The sequence below is a fragment of the Bradyrhizobium sp. KZN70725 genome (assembly GCF_055264925.1).
In genome coordinates, this window is the sequence record NZ_JBUYWT010000013.1 from 112712 (window position 1) to 133335 (window position 20624).

The following is a 20624-nucleotide window of genomic DNA, read 5'->3' on the forward strand; positions in this document are numbered from 1 at the left end:
CCAATCGCGCGGTGAGTTCCAGCCATTCGGCTAATTGACCGCTTCGGGCCTTCAGCCCGGGCAGCGGTCAGCTTTCGGAAAAGTAACTCTGAAGCGTGCGGACCTCAAGGTCCCCGTCCCGATAGGCCCGGATTCCCCGTGCGGCCGCCACCGCGCCCGAAAGAGTGGTGTAATATGGCACTTTATGCAAGAGGGCAGCCCGCCGCAGCGAGCGGCTGTCGGCCAGCGCCTGCGGACCTTCGGTGGTATTGAAGACCAGCTGGACGTCGCCATTGGTGATGGCGTCGACGATGTGCGGACGGCCTTCGAGCACCTTGTTCACCTTTTCCGTCGGCACGCCGTTGTCGCTGAGGTAGCGCTGCGTGCCCGAGGTTGCCATCACCTTGAAGCCGAGCGAGTGCAACAGCCGCACCGCATCCGCGATGCGCATCTTGTCGTCGCCGCGCACCGAGACGAACACCGTGCCCTGCCGCGGCACGCGCGTGCCGCCGCCGAGCTGGCTCTTCGCGAACGCGACCTCGAAGGAGCGGTCGATGCCCATCACTTCGCCGGTCGAACGCATCTCCGGTCCGAGCACGGTGTCGACGCCGGGGAAACGCGCGAACGGGAATACCGATTCCTTCACGCCGACATGGCCGAGCTTCTTCTTCTTCAGCTTGAAGTCGGCGAGCTTTTCGCCGGCCATGATCCGCGCCGCGATCTTGGCGACCGGCGTGCCGATCACCTTGGCGACGAACGGCACGGTGCGGGATGCGCGCGGGTTGACCTCGAGCACGTAGATCTCGCCGTCCTTGATGGCGTATTGCACGTTCATCAGGCCGACCACGTCGAGCCCGAGCGCGAGCTCGCGGGTCTGCCGCTCCAGCTCCTCGATGGTCTTGGCGTCGAGCGAATGCGGCGGCAGCGAGCAGGCGGAGTCGCCGGAATGGATGCCGGCTTCCTCGATGTGCTCCATGATGCCGACGATGAAGGTGTCCTTGCCGTCGCAGAGGCAGTCGACGTCGACTTCGGTTGCGTCGGACAGATAGCGGTCGAACAGCAGCGGGTTCTTGCCGAGCACGGTGTTGATTTGCCCGGTCTTGTCGTTCGGGTAGCGCGCCTTGATGTCGGCGGGCACCAGCTCGGGCAGCGTTCCCAGCAGGTAGTCGTTGAGCTGGTTCTCCTCGCGGATGATCTGCATCGCGCGGCCGCCGAGCACGTAGGACGGACGCACCACCAGCGGCAGGTCGAGATCGGCGGCGACGAGGCGGGCCTGCTCGACCGAATAGGCGATGCCGTTCTTCGGCTGCTTGAGACGCAGCTTGTCGAGCACGCGCTTGAAGCGGTCGCGGTCCTCGGCGAGGTCGATCGCGTCGGGCGAGGTGCCGAGGATCGGCACTTCGGCGGCTTCGAGCGCGCGGGCAAGCTTCAGCGGGGTCTGGCCGCCGAACTGCACGATCACGCCGTGCAGCGTGCCGTTCTTGCGCTCGGTCGCGATGATCTCGAGCACGTCCTCGGCGGTCAGCGGCTCGAAATACAGCCGGTCGGCGGTGTCGTAGTCGGTCGACACCGTTTCCGGGTTGCAGTTGACCATGATGGTCTCGTAACCGGCGTCCTCGAGCGCGAAGCAGGCGTGGCAGCAGCAATAGTCGAACTCGATGCCCTGGCCGATGCGGTTCGGGCCGCCGCCGAGGATGATCACCTTCTTGCGGTCCGACGGCGCGCTCTCGTCGGCAAATTCGCCGGCGAACGGCCGCTCATAGGTCGAATACATGTAGGCGGTCGGTGAAGCGAACTCCGCCGCGCAGGTGTCGATGCGCTTGAATACCGGGCGCACCCCGAGCGCGTGGCGCTTGGCGGTGACGTCGGCCTCGGTGGTCTCCGTGAGCACGGCGAGCCGTGCGTCGGAGAAGCCCATCGCCTTCAGCATCCGCATGGCGAACGCATTGGTCGGCAGGCCGCTGCTGCGGATCTTGCCTTCCATCTCGACGATGGCGCGCAGCTCCGCGAGGAACCAGGGATCGATCTTGCAGGAATTGAAGATATCCTCGTTGGACCAGCCGAGCCGCATCGCCTGCGCGACCTGCAGCAGGCGGTTCGGCGTCGGCGTGCCGAGCGCCGCGCGGATCGCGTTCTTGTCGTCGCTGCGGCCGAGGCCCTCGATGTCGATCTCGTCGAGGCCGGTCAGCCCGGTCTCGAGCCCGCGCAGGGCTTTCTGCAGGCTCTCCTGGAAAGTGCGACCGATCGCCATCACCTCGCCGACCGACTTCATCGAGGTGGTCAGCGTGGAGGAGGCGCCGGGGAATTTCTCGAACGCAAAGCGCGGAATCTTGGTGACGACGTAGTCGATCGTCGGCTCGAACGAGGCCGGCGTCGCGCCGCCGGTGATGTCGTTGGCGATCTCGTCGAGCGTGTAGCCGATCGCAAGCTTGGCGGCGACCTTGGCGATCGGGAAGCCGGTGGCCTTCGAAGCCAATGCAGAAGAACGAGAAACTCGCGGATTCATCTCGATCACGACCATGCGGCCGTCGTCCGGATTGATGCCGAACTGCACGTTGGAGCCGCCGGTCTCGACCCCGATCTCGCGCAGCACCGCAATCGATGCGTCGCGCATGATCTGGTATTCCTTGTCGGTGAGCGTCAGCGCCGGCGCCACCGTGATGGAATCGCCGGTGTGCACGCCCATCGGATCGACGTTCTCGATCGAGCAGATGATGATGCAATTGTCCTTCTTGTCGCGCACCACCTCCATCTCGAACTCTTTCCAGCCGAGGACGGATTCCTCGATCAGCACCTCGTTGGTCGGCGAGGCATCGAGGCCGCGCTCGATGATGTCGAGATATTCTTCCTTGTTGTAGGCGATGCCGCCGCCGGTGCCGCCGAGCGTGAAGGAGGGGCGGATGATCGCGGGCAGGCCGATGTCGGACAGCGCCATCAGCGCTTCGGCCAAGGCCTGCTGCTGGTAGCGCTTGCGCCGCTCGTTCTCGCCGCCTTCCCACTGCCGTTCGAAGGCTTCGAGCTCGGGGCCGGACAGCTTGGCCTGATCGGCGAGGTACTTGTCGCGGTCGGACTTCTTCAGCGCCGACGCATTGGCGAGCCGCGACCTCGGCGTCTGCAGCCCGATCTTCTCCATGGCGTCGCGGAACAGCTGGCGGTCTTCGGCCTTGTCGATGGCGTCGGCGGTGGCGCCGATCATCTCGACGTCGAACTTCTCCAGCGTACCCTGCTTGCGCAGCGACAGCGCGCAGTTCAGCGCGGTCTGGCCGCCCATGGTCGGCAGCAGCGCGAAGCCGCCGGGCACGACGTGGCGTTCCTTTTCGATGATCTTGGCGACGATTTCGGGCGTGATCGGCTCGATATAGGTCGCATCCGCCAGCTCCGGGTCGGTCATGATCGTCGCCGGGTTGGAATTGACCAGGACGATCCGATAGCCCTCTTCCTTGAGCGTCTTGCAGGCCTGCGTGCCGGAATAGTCGAACTCGCAGGCTTGGCCGATCACGATGGGACCGGCGCCGATGATCAGGATGGTGGAGATGTCGGTTCTTTTGGGCATCAGCTCTCGCGGACTGGAATTTAGGCACAAAAAAAGGGCGCGCTTCCCGCGCGTCCCTCGAGCCATGCGCTACATGTTGTAGCGCCGGAAGCGCGATCCCTCGCGCGCGGGTGGTCTTTAGACCAGTTTCCGCACCCGCGAAACCCCCAAAAACGCGCAATCAACCGCGATTCTGGGGGAAAATCCGCATTCGGCGTATGCCCGGTTGGGGGGTGAGGGATTGGGAGGGACTACCGGCCCGGCTTCGCCCTGCGGGCTACGCCGCGGCAGCCTTAGCTACGAGAAGGCCTGCCGAGCCGAAGCTGCGTCAGCAGCGAAGGCTGGAGGCCCGGCCTGGATTTGAACCAGGATAAACAGTGTTGCACCACTGCCGCGTCGAAGCTTCCGCCACCGGGCCGAGTGGATCATTGCTGATTATTTCAGCGGCCGCCACGTTTACTGATGGGTAACGTTAATAGCCGGCGCAACCCAGGATCAGTGGTGCGCCACGAACGTCATCCGCCACGGATTGTGCCCGATGTTGCGCGGCGCGCGTCGGGCGCTGAACCCCGCGGCGCCGAGCTTGGCGATCATCTCGTCCTCGCGGTAGCGCTGCAGTCCGATCCGGGTGCGCAGCTGGCGGTAGTCGGACAGCGCGGTTGAAGCCAGCCCGACCAGCGCATCGCGCAGGAAACCGTGGGTCGCCGCAAAGCGCAGCAGGGCCGCGACGTCCCTCGCCATCCCGACTTCAGGCCGCAGGATATCGCCGAGCACGAACCGGCCCGAGGGCTTCAGCAGGCGGTGGATCACGTCGAACGCGGAATCGAGCTCCTGCGGCGTCATGTATTGCGCCACCGAGTTCATCACCACGAGGTCGATCGAGTCCGCGTCCATGTGCTTCAGGTCATCGAGCGAGCGGACACGGATGCGGGTGTCGGGCGCAAAGCGCGCGACCAGACGGCCGCGTACGCCGGGCGCCGGCTCCGCCAGATAGAGCTGGGCGCAGGCATTGGCGACCTTCGCCGCCGACAGCGCCTCGCCGCAGGCATAGTCGAGCACCACGGCATCCGGCGAAGCGATGTAGCCGATGATGTCGTTTGCGATGATCTGGAAATGCAGGTCACGGTGCAGTCGGCTCGCATAGATCGTATGCGTGGAATCGTAATAATCGATCCATTCATCCATCGCGTTTGGTATCCGGCAGAACGGGTTCCTGGCCTCAGGAACGGGTGGGCTGATGATGCGTTAGCGGTCCGGCGGCCAATGTTCAATACGCCGAAATACGCGTTCCTAACAGGAAGGTCCAACGTGAGCAAAGCCAAGACTGACAAGATCTCGCCCGATCTCGACACGCCGAGCGACCTGCCGCAGGCTGCGGTGGACACGATCTCGGCCTCGCTCAACACGCTTCTGGCCGACGCCTTCGCGCTCTATTTGAAAACCAAGAATTTCCATTGGCACGTCAGCGGCCGGCATTTCCATGATTACCATTTGTTGCTGGACGAGCAGTCGGAGGCGATCTTCGCGACCACCGACCAGCTCGCCGAGCGGGTGCGCAAGCTTGGCGGCGCGACGCTAAAGTCGATCGGCGATATCGCCAAGCATCAGACCATCAAGGACAATGACGACGATTATGTGCCGCCGCGCGAAATGCTGCGCGAGTTGATGGAAGACAACAAGCACATGGCGGCTGCGATGCGCAAGGCGCACAAGCTGGCTGACGACCAGGAGGACTCCGGCACCGCAGGCCTGCTCGAAACCTTCATCGACGAAACCGAGCGCCGCACCTGGTTCCTGTTCGAGGCCAGCCGCCAGGAAGGCAGCAACGCGGCGTAAGCTGCGTTGCCGCACCCGCGAGGAAGCAATCCAGAGCTGCTTTGCTCCGGACTGCTTCGCGAAGCTTGCGGTCTGGCCGCCCGGCTGCGGTCAGTGCGGTTGAAGCCTACTGAGCTGACAGACCCACCGCTGTCTCCAATCGCACGATCGGCGGAGGATTCCACTTTCCGGTCAGCGCCTCCGATTTCGGACCGTAAAGGCGCATGGTCAGGTTGAAAGCGCCCTTCGGCGCCGGGAGCCAGTTGGCTTGTTTGTCCGCGCCCGGACTTTCGTTCTGGAAGTAGAGATCGAGCGAGCCGTCCGGGTTGTATTTGAACGGCATCCAGCTGGACACAGCGAAGCGGTTCAGCACGTTGCCGACCTGGAATCCTTCCTGGTCGTAAAGCGTGATCGACCAGAAGGCATTGACCGGCGGGGCCGCGCCCTTCTCAAAGGTGATCGTATACTTGTTGGCGCCGTCGAGCGGTTTGCCGGTATTGTCGGCGAGATTGAGCGGATAAATCGCGTCCTCCGGCAGGTTGGCGCCAAGCCCGAGCTGCGCGACGATCGCACGCTTCAAATAGTAGTTGCCGTAAACGCCCATCGTGTCGGTGTTCATCGACCAGCCGTTCGCAACGCGCGCCAGCGTCGGCACCTTCCATGCCATCAGCTTCTGCCCGTCCTGCGGCGCCGTCTCCAGCGCCCGTTGCAGCACCGGGTCCACCTTGCTGATTTCGAAGCTCTTGCCGGGCTCGATGCCGATCCTCTTCATCTGCGCGATGATTGGTTCATCGGTGATGTGCGGCGGGTGAAGCTTGAGCAGCTCGGCGGCCTGCGCGTAGTAGACGCCGGCCGACATGGTATCGACCTGCACCTTGGGCGCCGTCTTCATGTCGACGCTGGGATCGATCCTGACCTCGGTCGGCTTCTGAGTCTTGCCGAACTCGGAAAGAGGCGTGACCTTGTAGCCGGCCTGTATCTTGTGGACCGCATCGTAGTCCGGCGGGCCGTCCGTCTTGGTGCGGCCAATGACCCAGACGTAAGGCGTCGGCGCGTCGATGCGCTGGGTATCCTTCGGAAGCTTGAACTCCTCCGCAAACCTGTCGCGCAGATCAGGCCGCCATCCCGGAGCCGTCACCAGAAAGGTCCCCGCTTTGGTGCCCGTGGTGCGCCAGCCGGGCGAGGCGAACACATCCGACCACATGTCCAGCATCGGCAGCAAATAGAAGCGTCCATCGGTATCGGGAACGGAGACGACAACCGGCTCCTTGGTCATGTCCAGCCATGAAACGGAATAGAGCGTATCGAAGTTGGACCGCACCACGCCCTTGAAATTCGCCGGTGGGTATTCGGGCACGTTGACGAAGGTATTCATCGGGCCCTTGAAGTTATCCTTGCCGGGCTCGACGTTGGTGAACTGCTTTCGCGTGATGTCCATCGTCAGGAGCGGGTAGAAGTAAATATAGGCGTCCACCGCGATCGCGTGTGCCTCCTGCTCGTTGATTGCCGGCGCCGTCTGGGCCAGCGCTGCAGGCGCGGTAGCCGCGCCAATGCAGAGCGACAATGTCAGCGTCAGAATTCCTCGAAACATGTCGAATTCTCCTCTCCTGATCTCTGTTGCGGTTGCTTGTGGGAAGCGCGGAGCATCTGATGCCGTCAGGTGATGTATATGACCTCCATTGCTCCTGCAAAAAGAGCAGCAGCGGACGCGGAAGCTCTGTCACTCCCGCAGATGAATCGCGCGCTTTAAGGTGTCATTGGCGGCATAAATCGCCGCAGCGATGCTGACTTAAATCAAGGAGCTTGGAAATGTGAAGCCGGCAGGCTTGATTGAAATGGCCTGCAATTCCGATGATCGATTCAGGTTGCCTGTATCCGGTCACCTCTCGCGAGGGGGCAGGGCAAGAGCAACCCGTTCGACCATCCTAGATCTTATCGCTTCCACAGCCGCACCAGCGGCCCGTCCTTGCCCATCACCGGATCGGTAGCGGGGGGCGCAACCTGTGGGATCGTCTTCAGCGCCCTGGCGTGGTTCTCCGGCGTCGGCCGCTGCAGATCCATCGGGGGGCCCGGCGGATAGGCGCCGACCACGCAGAAATCGTCGCTCGCCGACAGGCATTGATGCCCGGTGCCGGCGGGCAGGATCGCGACGTCGCCGGCCGCGATCTCGAGTGCTTGCCCGCGCTCGCCGCCAAACTGCACGCGCGCGCGGCCGCGCGCGACGCCCAGCACCTCGTGCACGGTGGCGTGGTAATGCGCGAAGTCGTAGACGCCGTTGCGCCACATCGCGCCCCAGCCGTTCTCGCCGAACAGCTGCTCGATGGTGGCCTCAGGATTCTTGCTGACGTCGACGGCGGCCTTGTAGACTAGGAACGGCATCGGATTGTTCGGCACGAGGCCGTCGTCCCGGAAGACGATGGTCTGGGGTTCGATATCGGTACGGACGACCGACATGGTGGCTCTCCAGCGCTGCGAGGTGGTCTCCAGACCATCAAACCGTCGGTCCGCAAACCGTTCCAGCTAGATTTTGAACTTCAACACGTCTTCCCTGAACCTGAGCCCGTGCCCGGGCCGCTCCGGCGCGGTGATCATGCCGTTGGCGATTTCGGGCGGGTCGACCCAGAGATCGTCGATCAGCGCCATGTTCTCGCACCAGATCCCGTTCGGAATCGAAGCCAAGAGGTGCACATTGAGTTCGGGAAACAGATGCGGCGCGATAGTGATGCCGAACGTGTCCGCAAGCGCCGCGATCTTGCGCAGGTCGGTCATGCCGCCGCGCATCGGGTCGGGTTGCAGGATCGGCAGGCAGGGATTGAGAAAGAACGGCCGCAGATCGTAGCGCGTGAAATGCGTCTCGCCGCCGACGACGCGCATGTCCAGCGCCGCCGCGATCCGCTGAAAGCCGGCGAAATCATCGGCCGGCACCGGCTCCTCAAGCCAGTAGATATCGTACTTCTCGAACTTGCGTCCCATCTCGATCGCGACATCGGCGCTCCAGCCCATGTTGACGTCGATCATGATGTCAATGTCGGGCCCGAGCGCCTCGCGCATGCGGCGCACATTGTCGAGGTCCTGCGCCGGCGTGTGGACGTGCGCGACCTGCATCTTGATCGCCTTGTAGCCCTGCTTCACGAAATGCAGCGCCTTCTCGATCATCCCGTCGCCGCCGGCGCCCCGGAAGCAGCCGGAACCATAGATCGGGATTTCCGAGCGATAGTGCCCCCACAGCCGGTGCAGCGGCAGGCCGGCCCGTTTCCCGACCGCGTCCCACAGCGCGATGTCGAGCGCCGACATGGCCATCGTGGCGATGCCGCCGCGGCCATAGGTCATCGTCGCCGTCCACAGATCGCGCCAGATCGCCTCGATCGCGGTGGCGTCCTTGCCGATGACGCGCGGGATGATGCATTCCTCGAGACAGGCCGCGATCGACTTCATCGCCGGCTTGAACACGAACAGATAGCCCATGCCGGTAACGCCGCCGGACGTTTCGACGTCGCAGATCAGAATGTCGCGCGTCGCGCCGAGCGCCGCGCCTTTCAGCCAGGGATCGTCGGCCCAGGGCAGCCGCAGCATCGTCACGCGGATGTCGCGGATGGTCATGTCTGAATGGGCTGAAATCATCGGCGTTTCCTTTCCAGGCCGGATCATGTTTGCCTGATCTCGGACAGGGAAACTCAATCACAGAGCGCAGGCCGCGATCCAGCGCGCTTCGTCATGGCTCCAATGCGCCAAGATCTGGCGCCAAGACGCGATTGCCTTCAGGTCGTCTTGGGCAACTCGAACACCAGGCAGGTCGTGGTGGCATGGGCGAGCAGCTTGCCATTGTCGTCGGTAATCCGCGCTTCCGCCGTCGCAACCCGGCGGCCGGCGTTGAGCACATGGCCCTCGGTGCGGATTTTGCCGGTGTCCTGGCTCATGCCGCGGACGAAGGAGATCTTGAACTCCAGCGTGGTGTAGCCAAAGCCTTGCGGCAGCGTGGTCTGCACCGCAAGCCCCATCGCGGAATCCAAGAGGATCGCGGCGTAGCCGCCATGCACCGAGCCGATCGGGTTGTAGTGGCGCAGGCCCGGGACGCTGTGGATCACCACATGGCCGGTCTCGGCGGTGCAGTCGAACGGTTCGACATTCTCCATGATCGGCGGCTCCGGCAGGGTCCGGGCGAAGATGCCGCGCACGAAGTCGAGCCCGGACATCGATGCCATCACCGCCATCGAGGAGACGCCGTAGACGGGCTTCGGGGTGGCGGGGGCGGTCATGTCGAGATTTCCCGTGATGTGATGCGAAGACGCATTGCTGCTGTCGGTGCCAGCCGCGCGCAATAGCCGTCATGCCCGGACTTGATCCGGGCATCCATCTTCTTCAAGGGATGGATTGCCGGGTCAAGCCCGGCAATGACGATCGGGCTCTAAGCCGCGCGCTTGTTCTTCCGCATCAGATCGGCGAAGCGCTGGAACAGATAGTGCGAGTCGCGCGGGCCGGGCGAGGCTTCCGGGTGGTACTGCACCGAGAACACCGGCTTGCCCTCAAGCGCGATGCCGCAATTGGAGCCGTCGAACAGCGAGATATGGGTCTGGGTCGCGCCTTTCGGCAGCGTCGCCTGGTCCACGGCAAAGCCGTGGTTCATCGAGGTGATCTCGACCTTGCCGGTGGTCTCGTCCTTGACCGGATGGTTGGCGCCGTGATGGCCCTGATGCATCTTCATGGTCTTGGCCCCGACGGCAAGGCCAAGCATCTGATGGCCGAGGCAGATGCCGAAGGTCGGCGTCCCCGACGCGATCACCTTCTGGATCACGGGCACGGCATATTTGCCGGTGGCGGCGGGATCGCCGGGGCCGTTCGACAGGAACACGCCGTCCGGCTTCATCGCCAGGATGTCTTCGGCGGCGGTCGTCGCCGGCACCACGGTCACCTTGGCGCCGACGCCGGCGAGCAGGCGCAGGATGTTGCGCTTGATGCCGTAATCGATCGCGACCACGTTGAATTCCGGCGCGGTTTGCTGGCCGAAACCGTTGCCCCACACCCAGGGCGTCTCGTCCCAGGTGAAGCGCTGGCCGGAGGTGACCATCGGCACCAGGTCCATGCCCTCGAGGCCGGGCCATTCGCGGGCTTCTTCCTTCAGGCCGTGCAGGTCGAACTCGCCGTTTCTGGCGTGCACGATCACCGCATTGGGCATGCCCTTGGAGCGGATCAGCGCGGTCAGCGCGCGGGTGTCGATACCGGAGAGGCCGATGATGCCGCGCGCCTTCAACCACAGGTCGAGATGGCGGGTGGCGCGGTAATTCGAGGGATCTGATATCGCCGAGCGCAGGATCACGCCGCGCGCGCCGGGCGTCGCCGCCATGTTCACCGTCTCGATGTCTTCCTCGTTGGTACCGACATTGCCGATATGCGGGAAGGTGAAGGTGATGATCTGGCCGGCATAGGACGGATCGGTGAGGATCTCCTCATAGCCGGTCATCGCGGTGTTGAAGCAGACCTCGCCGACGGCGTGGCCTTCCGCGCCGAGACCGAAGCCTTCCAGCACGGTACCATCGGCGAGCACAAGGAGCGCGGTCGGTTTATGGTCCGGCCAGGCGGGAGCGTTTTCGGATGTTGTCATGAGCCCTTTAAATAGACGCCGCACCCTGCGGCGTCAAAGCGAAAGGGCACGGATTCACACGGCAATACCGGCCGATTTGACAGGCCCGAACGGCCTTTTAATCTAAAGTTCCCTGAAGCGGCCGTTTGCTTGCCGAAAATGACCCGTCCGGAGCTCCCGCATGGATAATACGATGCCGATCCTGCTCGTCCCGGGCCTCATCTGCTCGCCGCGGATTTTCGCCCCCGTCATTCCGGCGCTGTGGCGATGCGGGCCGGTGACGGTCGCCAACCATATCAGGGACGACAATATGGGGGCCATCGCCCGCCGGATCCTGGCCGAGGCGCCGCCGCGCTTTGCGCTCGCCGGGCACTCGATGGGCGGCTACATCGCCTTCGAGATCATGCGGCAGGCGCCGGACCGGGTTGCGAAGCTGGCGCTGATGAGCACCCAGGCGCGGGCTGATACGCCGGAAGCGACCGCGCGTCGCCGCGGCATGGTCGAGCGTGCCAGAAGCGGCCAATATCGCAGCGTGGTCGATGAGCTGTTTCCGGGCTTCGTGCATCCGTCGCGGCAGGGCGATGCAAGCCTGCGCCGGATCGTCGACGACATGAGCGAGGACATCGGCGCCGAGGCTTTCATCCGCCAGCAGAACGCGGTGCTCAGCCGGCCGGATTCGCGGCCGAGCATGGCCTGGATCAAGTGCCCGACCTTGGTGCTGACGTCGGATACCGACAACACCGTGCCAAATTCGCTGTCGGACGAGATGGCCAACGGCATTCCCGGCGCAAAACTTGTAGTGCTCGCCAATTGCGGTCACCTGCCGCAGCTGGAACTGCCGCAGGCCTGCGCCGATGCGCTGGTCGAATGGCTGAGGAACTAGGTTGTTCTGCCGGTGCAAACTGCCTAGATGAGGGGATTGCTGGCTCAAGGACAACGAAATGCTGCGCGACGACATCAATACTGCGGTCAAGGAAGCGATGAAGGCGAAGGACGAGCGCAAGCTGTCCACGCTGCGCATGGTCAATTCGACCATCAAGAACGCCGACATCGACGCGCGCGGGCAGGGCAAGCCGCCCCTCTCCGATGCCGACCTGCTCGGCCTGCTGCAGAAGATGATCAAGCAGCGCCAGGAGTCGGTCGAGCTCTATGACAAGGGCGGCCGCGCCGAGCTCGCGGCCCAGGAGCGCGAGGAGATCGCCGTGATCTCGGCGTACCTGCCGAAGCAGATGTCCGACGACGACGTGAAGGCCGCGATCTCGGCGATCATCGCCGAGACGGGTGCCGCCGGCATCAAGGACATGGGCAAGGTGATCGGCGCGTTGAAGGCGAAATACGCCGGCCAGATGGATTTCGGCAAGGCCAGCGGCCTGGTGAAGGCGGCGCTGACGGGCTAGCCGTTCGTCCCGGCTGGCTTGCGGCGCAAAGTGCCGCGGCCGAATTGCGGGAACCTTTCTGCTGACGGAGCATCTGACGGGCATGACCTCGCGATGACTCCGCAAAGGAAAGGCCCCGATGAACCCGATTGTGCATGCGCTGGATCGTGCAAGAGCCGCTCAAACCGAATCCGACAAGCCGACCCGGGCCGAAGTCGAGGCAGCAGTCCGCACCATCATCCGCTGGACTGGTGACGATCCCGAGCGGGATGGTTTGCTTGAAACTCCGGCGCGTGTGACGCGTTCGTTCGAGGAATTCTTTGCGGGTTACGACCAACGTCCCGCGGAGATCCTGGAAAAGACCTTCGAGGAGATCGAAGGCTACGACGAAATGATTGCCCTGCGGGGCATCCGCTTCGAGAGCCATTGCGAGCATCATATGGCGCCGATCATCGGTCAGGCCTGGGTTGCCTACATCCCGAACGGCCGCGTGGTCGGCATCAGCAAGCTGGCGCGGGTGGTCGACATCTATGCCAGGCGTTTGCAGATCCAGGAGAAGATGACGGCGCAGATCGCCAACACCATCAACGACGTCTTGAAGCCTCAGGGCGTAGGCGTCATCATCAAGGCGTCGCATCACTGCATGACGACCCGCGGCGTGCACAAGCCGGATACCGATCTCGTGACCAGCCGCATGCTGGGTTGCTTTCGCGACAATGCGCTAACCCGCCAGGAATTCCTCGGCATAGCGGTTTAGAGCGTCACAGGGCGATGGAGGAATGGTATGGCCGATCAGCAAGCTCCTTCCGGTCCGGATCTGACACAAGGCGTTGCCCTCTCCGACTTCACGGGCGCGATGTTGCTCGGCCATGTCGGCGACGAGGACGTGCTGCTGGTGCGCTCGGGGGCGGATATCTTCGCCATCGACGCGCATTGCAGCCATTACCACGGCCCGCTCGCCGAAGGCCTCCTTGAGGGCGAGACCGTCCATTGCCCCTGGCATCACGCCTGCTTCGATATTCGCACCGGTGAAGCGACCGCCGCGCCCGCCTTCAACGCGCTCGCTGTCTGGAAGGTCGAGCGGGAGGGCGATCGCATCATCGTGCGCGAGAAGCGCGCGCAGCCGAAACTCCGCGTCAAGGGCCCGGTAGATACGCCCGGCAGCATCGTGATTATCGGCGGCGGCGGGGCGGGGTTTGCCGCCGCCGAGATGCTGCGACGGCAGGACTATCGCGGCAGCATCGTCATGCTGAGCGGCGAGGCCGCGCCGCCGGTGGATCGTCCGAACCTGTCAAAGGACTTCCTCGCCGGCAGCGCGCCGGAAGACTGGCTGCCGCTGAAGCCGGACGATTTTTATCGTGACGCGGCGATCGATCTGAAACTCAGGACCGAGGTCAAGTCGATCGATACCGGCCGCCGCAATGTCGTGCTCGCCGGCGGCGAAACGCTCGCCTATGACCGGCTGCTGCTGGCGACCGGCGCGGAGCCGGTGCGGCTGCCGATCCCGGGCGCGGACCAGCCCCACGTTCATGTGCTACGCACCGTCGACGATTGCCGGGCCATCATCGCCGCGGCCAGCGGAGCGCGCCGCGCGGTGGTGATCGGTGCAAGCTTCATCGGTCTCGAGGTGGCGGCCTCGCTCCGCGCGCGCCAGATCGAGGTTCACGTGGTCGGGCTGGAACAGCGGCCGATGGAGCGCGTACTCGGGCCGGAGATGGGCGATTTCGTCCGTGCGCTGCACGAAGAGCATGGTGTCGTATTCCACCTCGGCGACACGGTGACCGCGATCGAGGGCAAGCGAGCCCGCCTGAAGAGCGGGCCTGTGCTCGATGCCGATCTCGTCGTGGTCGGTGTCGGCGTGAAGCCGCGGCTGGCGCTGGCGGAAGCGGCCGGGCTCGCCATCGACCGCGGCGTGACAGTCGACGCCTATCTCGAGACCAGCGTTCCCGGCATCTACGCGGCCGGCGATATCGCGCGCTGGCCCGATCCGCACAGCGGCGAGACGATCCGGGTCGAGCATTGGGTGGTGGCGGAGCGCCAGGGCCAGACCGCCGCGCGGAATATGCTTGGGCAGCGCGAGGTGTTCGACGCGGTGCCGTTCTTCTGGAGCCAGCATTACGACGTGCCGATCAACTATGTCGGCCATGCCGAGCAGTGGGACGAGATCGCGGTGGACGGCAGCATCGCCGGCAGGGATTGCGTGCTGCGCTACAAGCGCGGCGGGCGCGTGCTCGCGGTCGCGTCGATCTATCGCGACCTCGATAGCCTCAAGGCCGAGGTCGCAATGGAGCGGGCGTCAGCCTGACGGCTTTCTCCTCAAGGATGTTCGTAGCCCGGATGCAGTGAAGCGAAATCCGGGGGAGTCTGTCCACTCGATGAGAACCCCGGATTGCGCGGAGCCTGTCATCGGGCGCGCGTTCGCGCGACCGCTCCATCCGGGGTTCTTTATCCGGGCATCACATTCTTCGTCAGCCCGGGCTTGTCCCGGGCATCGACGTCTCTACAATCTGCCGCAGCAAATGCGGATGGCAGGGGAAAGCCCGGCCATGACGAGGGACGGAAGCAAAACACACCATGCTCAAGGAAGCCGCTACTTACGACGAACTCTATCGCAACTTCCGCTGGGACGTTCCCGCGCGCTTCAACATGGCGACCGCGTGCTGCGACCGCCATGCCGACGGCACCGGGCGGCTCGCGCTGGTCTATGTCGACGAGGATGGCGGCACCACGCGCACCTCGTTCGACGAGGTCGCGGACGCCTCGCGCCGTTTCGCCAATGTGCTGACCAACGACGGGCTGGTGCGCGGCGACCGCGTCGCCGTGTTCCTGTCGCAATCGCTCGAACTGCCGGTCGCGCATCTCGCGGCGTTTCGCGCAGCGATGATCTCAATCCCGCTGTTCGCGCTGTTCGGCGAGGATGCGCTCGAATTCCGCCTGTCGAATTCTGTTGCCAAGGCCGTGATCACCGATGAAGCAGGCTGGGAGAAGATCGCGAAAGTCCGCGATCGTCTGCCCGAGTTGAAGAGCGTCTATATCGTCGGCGATAAGACGCCGGCGGGGACGAAACCGTTCTGGAGCGCGGTCAAGTCGGCATCGCCCGAGTTCGCGACCGTCGACACCTCGGCCGACGATCCCGCGCTGATCATCTACACGTCGGGCACCACGGGTAACCCGAAGGGCGCGCTACATGCGCATCGCGTCGTGCTCGGCCATCTGCCCAATGTCGAGATGTGCCACAACTTCCTGCCGAGGCCCGGCGACCTGATGTGGACGCCGGCCGACTGGGCCTGGATCGGCGGCCTGATCAACGGCCTGTTCGCATTCTGGTACCACGGCATCCCGATGGTTGGACACCGCGCCCGCAAGTTCGAGCCGCAGGCGGCGATGCGGATGATGGCCGAGCTCGGCATCCGCAACGTGTTCCTGCCGCCGACCGCGCTGAAGCTGATGCGGCAGGCCAATGTAAAGAATTCCGGCGTCAGGCTGCGCAGCATCTTCACCGGCGGCGAGTCGCTCGGCGGCCAATTGCTGGATTGGGTGCGCGACACCTTCGGCATCGACGCCCATGAGGTGTTCGGTCAGACCGAATGCAACCTCGTGATCGGCAGCAATTCCAATCTGTTTCCGATCCGTCCGGGCTCGATGGGCCGCGCTACGCCGGGCTTCGACGTCCGCATCGTCGACGAGAAGGGCGAGGAGCTGCCGCGGGGCCAGCGCGGCATCATCGGCGTGCGCCAACCGTGCCCCTGCACCATGATCGAGTACTGGCGCAATCCGGAAGCGACCGCGAAGAAATATGCCGGCGAGTTCCTGCTGACCGGCGATCTCGGCGTGCAGGATGAGGACGGCTATTTCTGGTACGTCAGCCGCGAGGATGACGTCATCACCACGGCCGGCTATCGGGTCGGCCCGTCCGAGATCGAGCACACGCTGATGAAGCATCCGGCGGTCGCGATGTCGGCGGTGGTCGGCATCCCCGACCCGATCCGCACCGAATCGATCAAGGCCTGGATCGTGCTGCGGCCGGGCTACGCGCCGGGCGATGCCTTGGCGCGCGAAATCCAGGAGTTCGTCAAGGTCCAGCTCGCCGCCCACGAATATCCGCGCTTCGTGCAGTTCGCCGACAGCCTGCCGATGACGGCGACGGGCAAGGTGCTGCGCCGGGAGCTGAGGGCGCTGGGGTAGTTTTCTCCGTCGTCGTCCCGGGCAAGCGCAGCGCGGCCCGGGACCCATAACACAAGGTAAAGTTGTTGTGCGACGCTATGGCCCCAGCGAACTCTAAACGTTTGGAGCGGTGGTTATGGGTCCCTGCTTTCGCAGGGACGACAGCGGAGTATGGAGCGGCTGTATCGCCAACCTCACGTCGGCATCGCAATTCCCAATTCCTTCAGCGCGGCCATCATGCGCGCTGGCGGCTGCATGGGGATCACCATGGCCTTGCCGGTCTCCACGAGGCTCTTCAGGCTGGAGAGGATCGCCGGCCAGCCGGTCCGGCCGCCTGAGAGAATGTCGTCGCTGATCGGACGGTCATGCGATTGCAGGAGCGTCAGCTTCACGCCGTCGCCTGCCGGTTCGATCTCCCAGGTGACGAGCGTCGGCCCGAGCTTTTCGACCAGCTGCGGCCAGTTGACGTTGAAGGTGACGGTCAGCCGCTTCAGGGGATCGCACTCGATCACCTCGCCGGAGATGTGCAGCGCGCCGTCGGGCGTCCGCACGACGTAGGCGCCGCCGATCCGCAGGTCGACCTCGACCGCGTTGCCGGAGAAATACTGCCGGCTGAATTCGGCAGTCGTCAAAGCCTGCCACACCTTCTCGGGCGTGGCGGCGATGTAGATTGCGTAGACGATTGCCGGTTTGAATTTCTCGATGTTCATGTCCGTTCGCACCCGTCGATAGATTTTCATTGTCATTCGAAGCCGTCGATCCCGAGCGCGGCCGGCGGGATCGTGACCGCCTTGCCGGTCTCGAGCAGGCTCTTGAGTCCCGACAGGATCGCCGGCCAGCCCTTGGAAATGCCGTCGAGCAGCTTGCTGCCCGCGCCGAAGCCCTCATGGGTCACGGTCAGCTTCACGATCTTGCCATGGGCTTCGAGCGTGAAGACCACCTTGGTTGCCGGCTCCTTGCGCATGTCCTCGTCGAGCACGTGCTTGAAGGTGTAGGCGAGGCGTCGCGGCCGGTCGGCCTCGAGGATCTCACCGGTGTCGGTGGTCTTGCCGCCCATCACCAGCGCGAGCGGCGAGCCGACCTTCCAGTCCGATTGTAGCTCGGTGTCGAACCAGTATTGCCGCGTGAACGCGCTCTTGGTCAGCGCGTCCCACAGTTTGTCCGGCGTGGTCTCGATGTAGGTGACGTAGGCGAATTCGGGCTTAGGCATGGTAGGCCTCCCTGGCGCCGCTGGTGAGCAGGTCGGCCGGCAGTTCGCGCCCGGTCTCCAGGAAACTCTTCAGGCTTGCGATCACCATCGGCCAGCCGCCGGAGATGTCGCGCAGCGTCTTCGGGCCGAGATTGTCGTGCGTCACGGTCAGCTTGACGACCGTGCCGTGCGGTTCGATGTCGAAGGTCACGCGCGAGAGCTGCTCGCGCTCGACGCCTTCCTTCACGACGTCCCAGCTGTAGGCGAGCTTGTTCGGTGGATCGGCGATCAGCACCTCGCCCTGCACGCTGCGTCGCCCGTCCTTGGTGAGGTGGTAGGGGGAGCCGACCTTCCAGTCGGAGCTGACGCGATAGCCGAACCAGAAGCGTTCGGTGAATTCGCTCGAGGTCAACGCGTGCCACAGTTTGTCGGCGGTGGTCTCGATATAGGTGACGTAGACGTAGTCCGGTTTACTCATCACGCTTCTCCAATTGTCTTTTCAACTCGCTCAGCGCGGCGAGTTTCCCGCGCTCGAACTTCCTGATCCACCGCTCGCCGATCTGATGGATCGGAACCGGGTTGAGATAGTGCAGCTTCTCGCGGCCATGCTTGATCGTGGTGACGAGGTTGGCCTCCTCGAGAATCACAAGGTGCTTGGTGACGGCCTGACGCGTCATGTCGAGGCCGTCGCAGAGCTCACCGAGCGTCTGCCCGTTCTGATCGTGAAGCCGGTCAAGCAGCGTTCGCCGTGAGGCATCCGCGAGGGCTTTGAAGACTTCATCCATGGGTCGGATAATAGGCAACCGAATGGTTGCATGTCAAGAGCGTGTGTTTTGGCATCGGCAGCGCCGTGCTAGCCTTGCCGGCAGCCAACGCAGATTGGTGTGGAACATTGGGTGGTGCGCATGGGCGGTCGCGTTACGGCAGTTTGCTGCACGTTGGTTCTTGTCCTGCTCGCGAATGGTGCGAGCGCCCAGCAGAAGATCGGCGATCCGCCTGAAGCCTCCAACATGAGGCTGGTTGGAACCAACGATTTGCAGGCCCGCAGCGCCTATCAGCCGACCATTCATCATCAGGGCGACAAATGGATCGCCTATATCGGTCATCACGGCGGCACCGACGACATTCCCGATCCCGTCAACCCGATGACCGGCAAGGCCGAGCCGAACGGCACCTCGATCGTCGACGTCACCGATCCCGCGCACCCGACATATCTGCGGCACATTCCCGGACAGGAAGGCAAGTATGAATCCGGCGGCGCGCAGATGGTGCGGATCTGCGACGGCAAGGATTTGCCGAAGGGCGATCGCAACGCGGTCTACATGCTGCGCACCTTCGGCAGCGAGGCGCACGAGATCTGGAACGTCGCCGATCCCGCCAATCCGGCGCTCGTCACCCGGATCGGCGGCCTGAAGGACACGCACAAGAGTTTTTGGGAATGCGGCACCGGCATCGCCTTTCTGGTGTCGGGCGCGCCGGACTGGCGCACGCGGCGCATGACGCAGGTCTATGATCTCTCCGATCCCGCGCAGCCAAAGAAGATCCGGGATTTCGGCCTGCCCGGGCAGGAGCCGGGCGCGACCGGCGCGGTGCCGACCGAACTGCACGGGCCGATCTCGACCGGGCCAACGGGCAATCGCGTCTATTTCGGCTACGGCACCAACAAGGGCGGCTTCCTGCAGATCGTCGACCGCGACAAGCTGTTGAACGGACCGAAGGAGCCGACGCCGGACAATCTGAAATTGCCGGAGATCGCGCGGATGCCGCTGTCCGCCATGAACGGCGCGCATACGGTGTTTCCGATGCCCGGCATGCCGATCGCCGAGTTCGCCCGCGACAAGGATGGCAAGAGCCGCGACATCGTGATGATCGTCGACGAGGCGATCCAGAACGAATGCGGCGAGGCCCGGCAGATGGTGTGGTTCGCCGACGTCACCACCGAGGCGCGGCCGATGCTGATCTCGAGCTATACGGTGCCCGAGGCCTCCGGAGCGTTCTGCGAGCGCGGCGGCCGGTTCGGCTCGCATTCGTCGAACGAGAGCATGGCGCCGGTCTACTACAAGAAGCTGGCCTTCATCGCCTTCTTCAACGCCGGCGTCCGCGCGCTCGACATCCGCGATCCCTATCATCCCAGGGAAGTCGGCTACTTCATTCCCTCCATCACGGCGGCGACCGACAAGCGATGCGTCACCATCGACGGCAAGGACCGCTGCAAGGTCGCGATCCAGACCAATAATGTCGAGACCGACGAGCGCGGCTACATCTACGCGGTCGACCGCGCCAACACCGGCCTGCACATCCTCGAACTGACCGGCGCGGCGCGCGCCATAGCCGGTCTGCCGTGAGCGCGCGATGATGCGCTCATGGCCGGTCATCGCGGCGATGGTCCTGGCGCTCGGCGGGCTCTCCGCCGTCGCCGGCTACGAGATGGCGCCGCCGCGCGCAGCCGCGTGGTACGAGATCGGCTGGCCGTTCCCGCGCGACGGCTGGCCCGCCGGCCGCGCGTTCCGGTGTGGTGCGGACGAGTGCGGCGGCGACGTCGAGGTTTATCTCAGGCCAAAGCTCGGCTTCTGCAATTGCGACGGCGGCGTCGCCGATGACGACGAGGTCGACCGCGTTTCCGACGTCGACATGATCGGCCCGCGCTTTGTGCCGCTGAAGGCCGGCGATGTCGTTGCTGTCGCCGATATGCCGGGGCGGATCAGGGTCTATGATCTCGAGATGCCCAACGGGAAGCGCACTGCGATCGGCATCGCGGTGTCGCATCGCTGCGACCTGATGGCGGTCGTGGCGCAGGGGAGCGGCGATGTTGGGCGCGTGCAAGGCGCGACGTTGAAATTTCTGGAGGGGCGAGAGATCAGGTCATGGATGATCGCGGCAATGGAGGGCCGTTGAGCGTGATCTCTCTTCACCTCGCCCCGCTTGCGGGGAGAGGTCGGATCGCATCGCCAGATGCGATCCGGGTGAGGGGTACAGGTCTAACGACTCGCA

At 64.3% G+C, this 20624-nt stretch carries 19 protein-coding genes and 1 tRNA gene; 8 read left to right on the forward strand and 12 right to left on the reverse strand.

Features of this window, described 5'->3' with window-relative positions; all coding sequences use genetic code 11:
* Positions 1 to 67: 67 nt before the first annotated feature.
* From carB to ACZBJS_RS15275, 3 genes are all read right to left on the reverse strand, one after another.
* The gene (gene carB / locus ACZBJS_RS15265) at positions 68 to 3532 is read right to left on the reverse strand and encodes a carbamoyl-phosphate synthase large subunit (protein WP_229191361.1); all 3465 of its coding nucleotides are present in this window, start codon (positions 3530 to 3532) and stop codon (positions 68 to 70) included.
* A gap of 321 nt (positions 3533 to 3853) precedes the next feature.
* Positions 3854 to 3929, reverse strand: a tRNA-OTHER gene (locus ACZBJS_RS15270).
* A 77-nt stretch (positions 3930 to 4006) separates the two neighbouring features.
* Positions 4007 to 4696: a class I SAM-dependent methyltransferase gene (locus ACZBJS_RS15275; RefSeq protein WP_057017034.1), complete on the reverse strand. Its 690-nt coding sequence runs from the start codon at positions 4694 to 4696 to the stop codon at positions 4007 to 4009.
* A 123-nt stretch (positions 4697 to 4819) separates the two neighbouring features.
* On the opposite strand from ACZBJS_RS15275, the gene ACZBJS_RS15280 reads away from it, so the two are divergent.
* Positions 4820 to 5347 (forward strand): Dps family protein, encoded by a 528-nt coding sequence (locus tag ACZBJS_RS15280; RefSeq protein WP_057017033.1) that lies wholly within the window; start codon positions 4820 to 4822, stop codon positions 5345 to 5347.
* 106 nt (positions 5348 to 5453) lie between these two features.
* On the opposite strand, the gene ACZBJS_RS15285 is transcribed toward ACZBJS_RS15280, so the two are convergent.
* The 5 genes from ACZBJS_RS15285 to carA all read right to left on the reverse strand — a co-directional run bounded on the left by ACZBJS_RS15285 (position 5454) and on the right by carA (position 10925).
* Positions 5454 to 6917, reverse strand: a complete 1464-nt coding sequence (locus ACZBJS_RS15285; RefSeq protein WP_316395542.1) for a DUF1254 domain-containing protein — start codon at positions 6915 to 6917, stop codon at positions 5454 to 5456.
* Positions 6918 to 7258: 341 nt separating this feature from the next.
* Positions 7259 to 7780 (reverse strand): cupin domain-containing protein, encoded by a 522-nt coding sequence (locus ACZBJS_RS15290; RefSeq protein WP_316395545.1) that lies wholly within the window; start codon positions 7778 to 7780, stop codon positions 7259 to 7261.
* A 66-nt stretch (positions 7781 to 7846) separates the two neighbouring features.
* Entirely contained in the window at positions 7847 to 8947 is a 1101-nt protein-coding gene (locus ACZBJS_RS15295; protein WP_316395546.1) for a mandelate racemase/muconate lactonizing enzyme family protein, read from the reverse strand.
* Between the two features lie 137 nt (positions 8948 to 9084).
* Entirely contained in the window at positions 9085 to 9582 is a 498-nt protein-coding gene (locus ACZBJS_RS15300) for a PaaI family thioesterase (protein ID WP_057017039.1), read from the reverse strand.
* A 149-nt stretch (positions 9583 to 9731) separates the two neighbouring features.
* Positions 9732 to 10925, reverse strand: a complete 1194-nt coding sequence (gene carA, locus ACZBJS_RS15305) for a glutamine-hydrolyzing carbamoyl-phosphate synthase small subunit (RefSeq protein WP_057017029.1) — start codon at positions 10923 to 10925, stop codon at positions 9732 to 9734.
* A 160-nt stretch (positions 10926 to 11085) separates the two neighbouring features.
* Here carA and ACZBJS_RS15310 point away from each other — a divergent pair, with 160 nt between their 5' ends.
* The 5 genes from ACZBJS_RS15310 to ACZBJS_RS15330 all read left to right on the forward strand — a co-directional run bounded on the left by ACZBJS_RS15310 (position 11086) and on the right by ACZBJS_RS15330 (position 16465).
* On the forward strand, positions 11086 to 11787 hold the full coding sequence (locus ACZBJS_RS15310; RefSeq protein WP_316395548.1) for an alpha/beta fold hydrolase: 702 nt from the start codon (positions 11086 to 11088) through the stop codon (positions 11785 to 11787).
* Positions 11788 to 11845: 58 nt separating this feature from the next.
* Positions 11846 to 12301 (forward strand): GatB/YqeY domain-containing protein, encoded by a 456-nt coding sequence (locus ACZBJS_RS15315; protein WP_028333117.1) that lies wholly within the window; start codon positions 11846 to 11848, stop codon positions 12299 to 12301.
* A gap of 118 nt (positions 12302 to 12419) precedes the next feature.
* On the forward strand, positions 12420 to 13037 hold the full coding sequence (folE, locus tag ACZBJS_RS15320) for a GTP cyclohydrolase I FolE (RefSeq protein WP_028333118.1): 618 nt from the start codon (positions 12420 to 12422) through the stop codon (positions 13035 to 13037).
* A gap of 27 nt (positions 13038 to 13064) precedes the next feature.
* Positions 13065 to 14585 (forward strand): FAD-dependent oxidoreductase, encoded by a 1521-nt coding sequence (locus ACZBJS_RS15325; protein WP_316395549.1) that lies wholly within the window; start codon positions 13065 to 13067, stop codon positions 14583 to 14585.
* A gap of 269 nt (positions 14586 to 14854) precedes the next feature.
* Entirely contained in the window at positions 14855 to 16465 is a 1611-nt protein-coding gene (locus tag ACZBJS_RS15330; protein WP_316395550.1) for an acyl-CoA synthetase, read from the forward strand.
* Between the two features lie 173 nt (positions 16466 to 16638).
* On the opposite strand, the gene ACZBJS_RS15335 is transcribed toward ACZBJS_RS15330, so the two are convergent.
* From ACZBJS_RS15335 to ACZBJS_RS15350, 4 genes are read right to left on the reverse strand one after another with little or no spacing between them, the layout of a single operon-like run.
* On the reverse strand, positions 16639 to 17154 hold the full coding sequence (locus ACZBJS_RS15335) for an SRPBCC family protein (protein ID WP_283064433.1): 516 nt from the start codon (positions 17152 to 17154) through the stop codon (positions 16639 to 16641).
* 32 nt (positions 17155 to 17186) lie between these two features.
* A complete protein-coding gene (locus ACZBJS_RS15340; protein WP_057018077.1) occupies positions 17187 to 17654 on the reverse strand; it encodes an SRPBCC family protein in 468 nt (155 codons plus the stop codon).
* Positions 17647 to 18111 (reverse strand): SRPBCC family protein, encoded by a 465-nt coding sequence (locus tag ACZBJS_RS15345; RefSeq protein ID WP_057018076.1) that lies wholly within the window; start codon positions 18109 to 18111, stop codon positions 17647 to 17649. The genes ACZBJS_RS15340 and ACZBJS_RS15345 overlap by 8 nt, the downstream gene beginning before the upstream one ends.
* A complete protein-coding gene (locus ACZBJS_RS15350; RefSeq protein ID WP_028343393.1) occupies positions 18104 to 18418 on the reverse strand; it encodes an ArsR/SmtB family transcription factor in 315 nt (104 codons plus the stop codon). Before ACZBJS_RS15350 ends, ACZBJS_RS15345 begins: the two co-directional genes overlap by 8 nt.
* A gap of 120 nt (positions 18419 to 18538) precedes the next feature.
* Between ACZBJS_RS15350 and ACZBJS_RS15355 the strand changes: the two genes are divergently transcribed.
* Together ACZBJS_RS15355 and ACZBJS_RS15360 are read left to right on the forward strand one after the other, a co-directional pair.
* Positions 18539 to 19978: an LVIVD repeat-containing protein gene (locus ACZBJS_RS15355; protein ID WP_410469711.1), complete on the forward strand. Its 1440-nt coding sequence runs from the start codon at positions 18539 to 18541 to the stop codon at positions 19976 to 19978.
* Between the two features lie 7 nt (positions 19979 to 19985).
* Positions 19986 to 20528, forward strand: coding sequence for a hypothetical protein (locus tag ACZBJS_RS15360; RefSeq protein WP_316395552.1), 543 nt, complete (start codon positions 19986 to 19988; stop codon positions 20526 to 20528).
* Positions 20529 to 20624 lie beyond the last annotated feature (96 nt).